This is a genomic window from Nostoc sp. NZL (genome assembly GCF_015714705.1).
Taxonomy (GTDB): Bacteria; Cyanobacteriota; Cyanobacteriia; order Cyanobacteriales; family Nostocaceae; genus Nostoc; species Nostoc foliaceum_A.
In genome coordinates this window covers 67,053-73,366 of record NZ_WBKL01000159.1, presented here as the reverse complement: position 1 = coordinate 73,366, position 6,314 = coordinate 67,053, and the positions used below count along the sequence as shown (strand labels likewise).

The following is a 6,314-nucleotide window of genomic DNA, read 5'->3' as shown; positions in this document are numbered from 1 at the left end:
ATACTCGCTGACGAGTCTTTGATACTCGTGAATGAGTCTTTGATACTCGCTGACGAGTCTTTGATATTCGTGAATGAGTCTTTGATACTCGCTGACGAGTCTTTGATACTCGTGAATGAGTCTTTGATACTCGCTGACGAGTCTTTGATATTCGTGAATGAGTCTTTGATACTCGTGAATGAGTCTTTAATACTCGCCAACGAGTCTTTGAATTCCGTTAATGAGTCTTTGAACTCCATTCCTCATTCACTATTTCTCACTCCCCATCTTCAAGATAAACAGGTAAACCTAGATGATTAAGTTGATTGGTATTTTTCTCAGTCTGTTACTTGTGTTTGGCTGGGGTACTCCAGTTATGGCACAATCTCAACCGCCCATTACTCAAGAACAGTTAAAACAAGGCGATGAATGGGCAAATCAAGCGTTTTCAGCAACGAATCAAGGTGATTTTGCGACGGCTGAAACTTACTGGACAAAGATTATTGAGCAATTTCCGACAAATGCCGGGGCGTGGAGTAACCGGGGAAATTCGCGGGTGAGTCAGAATAAGTTACAAGAGGCGCTGGCAGATTATAACAAAGCCATAGAATTAGCGCCGAATGTCACCGATCCATATTTGAATCGGGGGGCGGCATTGGAAGGGTTGGGAAAATGGGACGATGCGATCGCAGACTACAATCATGTCTTAGAACTCGATCCTAACGATGCGATGGCATATAACAATCGCGGCAATGCCAAAACAGGTTTAGGAAAATGGGAAGATGCGATCGCAGACTACAAAAAATCTAATGAGATAGCTCCAAATTTTGCCTTCGCCCGTGCGAACTACGCCCTCGCTCTTTATGAAACTGGTCAAAAAGAGCAAGCAATCCGCGAAATGCGAAATATCGCCCGTAAATACTCCAAATTTGCTGATGTGCGTGCCGCCCTCACAGCTGCATATTGGGTAAATGGAGAACAAGGTGAAGCTGAAAGCAACTGGGTAGCAGCTTATGGACTTGATAGCCGCTACAAAGATATCGACTGGGTAAAAAATATCCGGCGTTGGCCTCCCAGCCTAGTTACAGCTTTGGATAAGTTCTTGAAAATCCAGTAATTAGCAAGTAAATCAAAAGGGAAGCGGAGCAATCGCTCCCACCTGATTCTGATACTTTTTACACTAAGTTAGTCTCAAGAACTCGCTGATTTTGCTGGCGCTTTCCAGTTACCATCATTGGTACACCACCGCCTGGTGCTAACAGGACGCTTTTCCGAACCGGCAGTACTGGCTTTGTATCAGCTAGTTTCATTTGCCAACTAGATAATACAGTTGCCAATACCAGTTTCATCTCAAACAGCGCAAATGCCATGCCAATACAGCGACGATTACCACCACCAAAAGGCAAAAATTCAGATGGAGTAAATTGTCGTTCTAGAAAACGATCTGGCTGAAACTGCTTGGAATTGGGGTATAAATCTTCTCGATGATGGCTCAAATAAATACAAGGAACCAATATTGTACCAGGGTCAAATTTGTAGCCTGCAATTTCTAAAGGTGATTTAACCAATCGATTTACTCCCAACATCGCCACTGGATATAGGCGCATTGTTTCCGAACAAACTGCATTTAAATAAGGTAATCGGAAAATGGTGTTTGCATCTTTGTTGTCACCGAGGCTATCTAGTTCTTGCACCAGTTTTTCAAGGACTTCAGGCTGATGATGAATCCAGTACAGTGCCCATGCCAAAGAACTAGCCGTAGTTTCATGACCTGCAATCAATAAAGTCATCAATTCATCACGTAATTCCAAGTCTGTCATCGGCTCCCCTGCTTCATCACGAGCCGCCATCATCAAAGACAGAATATCACTTCGAGACTGATCGGCAAGCGATCGCCTCTCTTGAATTTCAGCATAGATGAGATCATCCATTTCCTGTCGCAAACGTAGAAAACTTCCCCAAGGACTGCGAGGCCCTAAATCCTGCCGTAATAATGGGAACAGGAGGAATATTGCCCGCAAAATAGGTCTTTTTGGATTCAGGATAGCAATTAGGATTTCTTTGAGTTTTTCATAACGAAGTCCGTCCTTTAGACCAAATACAGCCTTCAAAATCACCTGAAAGGAGATTTCTTGCATGGATGGCAAGACTGTAAAACTTTCCCCGACTGGCCACTCGCTAGTTACTTGCTTGGTGATTTCACAGATTAAATCACCATAAGCCTGCATTCTTTCCCCATGTAAAGGAGGTGTAAGCAGTTTCCGCTGGCGCTGGTGAGGTTTTCCTTCTAAGGATAGTAGAGAATTTGGCCCCAATAAAGGCGTTCCTGAACCTGCTGCTGCACCAGAATCTAACTGTTTTGGATCTGTGGTAAAAATCTGCTGAATTGCTTGAGGATTACTAATGAAGACTTGAGGAGTAAAAACTGGGCCAATTCGGAGAGTGAACATATCACCATAGCTTTTAGCACAGTCTTCCATATATTCCACTGGGTTAGTCAGCCATTGATACGTCTGTACCCAAGGGTGAGTTTGGGGGCCGTTAGGCAGTTTAAGTGCAGACATTTTTATTTATCTCCCAATAATTGGAGCAAGATTGTTATCAGCTAGTCATTCATCCACGCATAGCTTGATTGATTTTAGAACACAGATCAGGCAGATGAACTTACCAATTTTTGAATCTGCCTTGGGGTCAATTCCTGAACATTGCGTAAAAATACTGATGCTCCTGCTGCTATTAGTGTCTCCCCATAAGCATCACTACGCGCTGCTGTTTCCTGCACATGGGGCGGTAAAACCCCTACACCAAGCCAAGTGCGAGAAGAATCTAGATTCCGCGCTTTCTCTACAGTATACATATCTGCTACCGTATCTCCTACGTATACGATCGCTGATGTTTGCTCAATTCCATTTTCCAATTTACGAACTGTAGCAAAAAGTCCAGTAGGGTCAGGTTTCCCTGGTGCATCCTCCATAGCAATCAATACTGGAGACTGTAAACCCAACCGTTTTTCCAAAATATAGTTAGCAGAACCACGAGTAGCACCGCTGAAAAATCCCCAGGCAATCTCAGCTTGGGTAAGTTGCTCTAAATAGCTAGGTTGCAATAACAAAGGTTCATTACAGATATACCCAGTAAAATTATTTGGGTCTGGACCTCGATAACGTGATTGAAAAAAAGCAACGATCGCACTGTAATCTAGTTGCAGTTGCTCACGGTTCTGTCCTTGGGTTTCAAAGTAGCGGTAAATTAATTCCTGCGATGCTTCCCAATCATTATTCCACACACCTTCAGACTTCAGTTGGTCAATATCCAGTGGGGTTGGACGATATGCTTGGGTAGTAAAATATTCTACGGTATCTGCGATCGCACGGCGATAGGAACCGCTAACATCGCGCACAACGCCATCAATATCGAAAATAACGATCGCTTTTGCAGAAGTTGGTTGAGTCATGGAGTAGGAAGCAAAAGAGTTTTACATCATCATAAAACGTGAGATCATGACTCAGGTAAAAAATCGGGGTTGAGGGATTGCTCTGGGGTAAAGGGAGATTGTTCGGGGAAGGTAGCCAAATGCAATTCAGTTTCATCGGCAGCCAAGAGTCTAGCATCGTCATAACATAGCCCAAAAACCTCATCAAAATATGGTTTGAGGCTAGGACTTTCTTCTAGAGCTTGTCTGATGCGTTTGCGATGCTCCCGAATTGTTGCTCGCCAACTACCAGAGCGCTTCTCGGCTTGATATTTATACTTCAATAGATGCATCAGCACCACTTCCAAATTGCTTCTAAGTGCTTTCTTTTCACTCCTGCCCATTGTTTCAATTTCATCAATCAAATTCTCTAAATCTAGTTCTGTAAGCCGACCTTGCTTGAGCAGTTCTGCCGTGGTTTGAATCCACAGGTAAAAGTCTTGCTCATACAAATCTGAACCAGATGTTGTTTGAGATTGGGGTACTTGGGCAGTCATAAGCATCTCTTTTAGCGCCGACTACACCTTATGCTAGCCCAATCCAATCACTGTTTGGTCATTTGATAGAGTATTGCGTTAAAATAAGCGATCGCTATCCTAGTTCAGTAATGCCCGGAAATTCCCGGAGGTGTGATTGACCAAGTTTATTTTGAAAATTCTGTGGTTAGACGAAAACGTTGCTCTAGCAGTCGATCAAATTGTAGGCAAAGGCACCAGTCCTTTGACTAAGTACTTCTTTTGGCCCAGAAATGATGCCTGGGAAGAGTTAAAAAAGGAATTAGAGTCCAAACATTGGATTACTGACCTGGATCGTGTCGAGTTGCTTAATAAAGCGACAGAAGTGATTAACTACTGGCAAGAGGAAGGCAGAAACCGTCCAATGGCAGAAGCTCAATTGAAATTTCCAGAAGTTGCCTTCACAGGTAGCGCCTGATATTACAAAATTAGCTAGATTCTACAAGCTGCCACAGTTTGATAGTCTTGTCCCGGCTGCCACTTGCAATTAATTGTGTAACTTTGCTCACAGCAACAGCAGATACTGAGTCTATATGACCAGAGAGAGTAACAATCTCTTCTGCTGTGCTTACCCTCCAAAGTTTAACTGTTTTGTCGCAACTTGCACTTAGGAGCGTTTCGCCATCGGTAGTAAAAGCCACAGCCACCACAGACCAAGAATGGCCTACAAGTGTGCAAATTAGCTGACCAGTGTTTACCTCCCACAATTTAATAGTGTTATCATCACTACCCGTCGCCAAAATTTCCCCATCGGGACTAAAAGCGACTATCAAAACCGCCCATGCATGACCCGAAAGGGTGCCTAACAAGCTATAGCATGGGCGGTTTTCAACAGGAGGCAAGGGGGAAGGGGAAATGTTCTCCGCCCCTTGTGAGTGGTCTTTTAACTCAGCACTATTCATATCCCCCTGCCCCCTGCTCCCTGCTCCCCTGCCTCTTCTTGGTATCTGCCACAGGCGAATAGTTCTGTCATAACTAGCGCTGGCTAAAAGCCCTCCTTGCGGACTAAATGCCACTGAATTTACCTGTAATTTGTGTCCGGTTATGGTGCAAATTTCTTTGCCAGTATTTACATCCCAGAGTTTGATTGTCTTATCCCAGCTACCACTAGCGAGAATCTGTCCATCTGGACTGAAAGTAACTGATTTCACAGTGTGTAAGTGTCCCAAGAGGGTGCAGATTTCCTCTAATGTCTCAACCTGCCACAATTTGATAGTTTTATCGTCGCTAGCAGTTGCCAGAATTTTCCCATCAGGACTGAAGGTAACTGATTTTACAGCTTGGGAATGTCCTGGCAAGCTAGCTAGAACTTTTTTGGTATTTAAATCCTACAATTTGATGTTTTTTTCATCACTAGCACTGGCTAAAGTGTAACCGTCAGGACTGATGGCAAGGGCATTCACACTACTCCATGTCCCAGAATGCCCAGTTAGAGTATGCAAGCATCGCCAAGGAGGATTTGGTAATTTCAAATTTTGAGTTTTATATTCGATACCCATTGCTTGCATAACCTCGCCAGCTGATTGAAAGCGACGGTTAACAGAGTTTTGCAGCAACTTGTCGAGGATTTGCGCCAAGCGTAGACGCTTTGGGTCTTGTCGCCAGACATCGCTAACTTTGGTAGTAAGATAATCTCGCCAAACCCAGCAATCATTTGCAATATCAAATAAATCAAAGGGAGGAATCTGAGTAAGTAAGTAAATACAAGTTACACCCAAGCTATATAAGTCACTAGCAAAAACAGATTTTCCCTTTGCTTGCTCTGGTGCAGCATATTCTGGGCTGCCGATACTAGTTTCAAATGTTAACCGATCAATTTCTGTGACGATTTTCGCAGTGGAAAAATCGACTATGACGAAATCTCCGCTTTTTGTAATTGGGGATCTACGGATAATATTGTAGGGTTTGATATCGCGGTGGATGATGTTGCGTAGGCGTAGCCCGCCGCAGGCATCGCTAATAAACTGAAAAACTGGCAACACATCTTCTAACAGTTGCCAAATTTGAATTTCATTAAAAGCGCCTTCTTCTTCAACTACCTGAGCTAAATTAGTGCCTGCAATAAACTCCTGCACTAAATAAAAATGACCATTATGCTGAAAATAACTTAATAAAGAGGGAATTTGTGGATGCTTTCCTAATTCTTCTAACTGTTGCGCCTTTTGCTGAAAATTTTTAAATGTTTCATGTTCCAGCGAGAATTCTTGAACGACGCAAGGAACTGGCGGAAACTGACCTTCGTCTCCAGCGAGGAAAGTTTTGCAGAATCCACCTTGACCAATCTGCTTCATTAAACGATAACGTTCTTGTAAAAGCAAAATTTCCCTGCCAAAATTACAGGGTAGGCA

General features: G+C 43.4%; 5 protein-coding genes and 2 pseudogenes. 3 read left to right on the top strand and 4 right to left on the bottom strand.

Translation table 11 applies throughout. The annotated features are described in order from the left end of the window. Both F8R90_RS33075 and F8R90_RS23110 read left to right on the top strand, forming a co-directional pair. Positions 1–300 (top strand): annotated as a pseudogene (locus tag F8R90_RS33075) (hypothetical protein); the annotation flags it as partial. Continuing rightward, on the top strand, positions 293–1,096 hold the full coding sequence (locus F8R90_RS23110) for a tetratricopeptide repeat protein (RefSeq protein WP_196512621.1): 804 nt from the start codon (positions 293–295) through the stop codon (positions 1,094–1,096). The pseudogene F8R90_RS33075 and the gene F8R90_RS23110, both read left to right, overlap by 8 nt. 58 nt (positions 1,097–1,154) lie before the next feature. Here F8R90_RS23110 and F8R90_RS23105 read toward each other — a convergent pair whose 3' ends face one another. The 3 genes from F8R90_RS23105 to F8R90_RS23095 all read right to left on the bottom strand — a co-directional run bounded on the left by F8R90_RS23105 (position 1,155) and on the right by F8R90_RS23095 (position 3,948). Beyond that, complete coding sequence (locus F8R90_RS23105; RefSeq protein WP_196512620.1) at positions 1,155–2,543, bottom strand: cytochrome P450; 1,389 nt, start codon at positions 2,541–2,543, stop codon at positions 1,155–1,157. Positions 2,544–2,629: 86 nt separating this feature from the next. Further along, the gene (locus tag F8R90_RS23100) at positions 2,630–3,433 is read right to left on the bottom strand and encodes a TIGR01548 family HAD-type hydrolase (RefSeq protein WP_196512619.1); all 804 of its coding nucleotides are present in this window, start codon (positions 3,431–3,433) and stop codon (positions 2,630–2,632) included. A 44-nt stretch (positions 3,434–3,477) separates the two neighbouring features. After that, the gene (locus tag F8R90_RS23095) at positions 3,478–3,948 is read right to left on the bottom strand and encodes a DUF29 domain-containing protein (protein WP_196512618.1); all 471 of its coding nucleotides are present in this window, start codon (positions 3,946–3,948) and stop codon (positions 3,478–3,480) included. A gap of 136 nt (positions 3,949–4,084) precedes the next feature. Between F8R90_RS23095 and F8R90_RS23090 the strand changes: the two genes are divergently transcribed. Continuing rightward, the gene (locus tag F8R90_RS23090; RefSeq protein WP_012410744.1) at positions 4,085–4,384 is read left to right on the top strand and encodes a 30S ribosomal protein PSRP-3; all 300 of its coding nucleotides are present in this window, start codon (positions 4,085–4,087) and stop codon (positions 4,382–4,384) included. Positions 4,385–4,394: 10 nt separating this feature from the next. Here F8R90_RS23090 and F8R90_RS23085 read toward each other — a convergent pair. Further along, positions 4,395–6,257 (bottom strand): annotated as a pseudogene (locus F8R90_RS23085) (protein kinase domain-containing protein). Positions 6,258–6,314 lie beyond the last annotated feature (57 nt).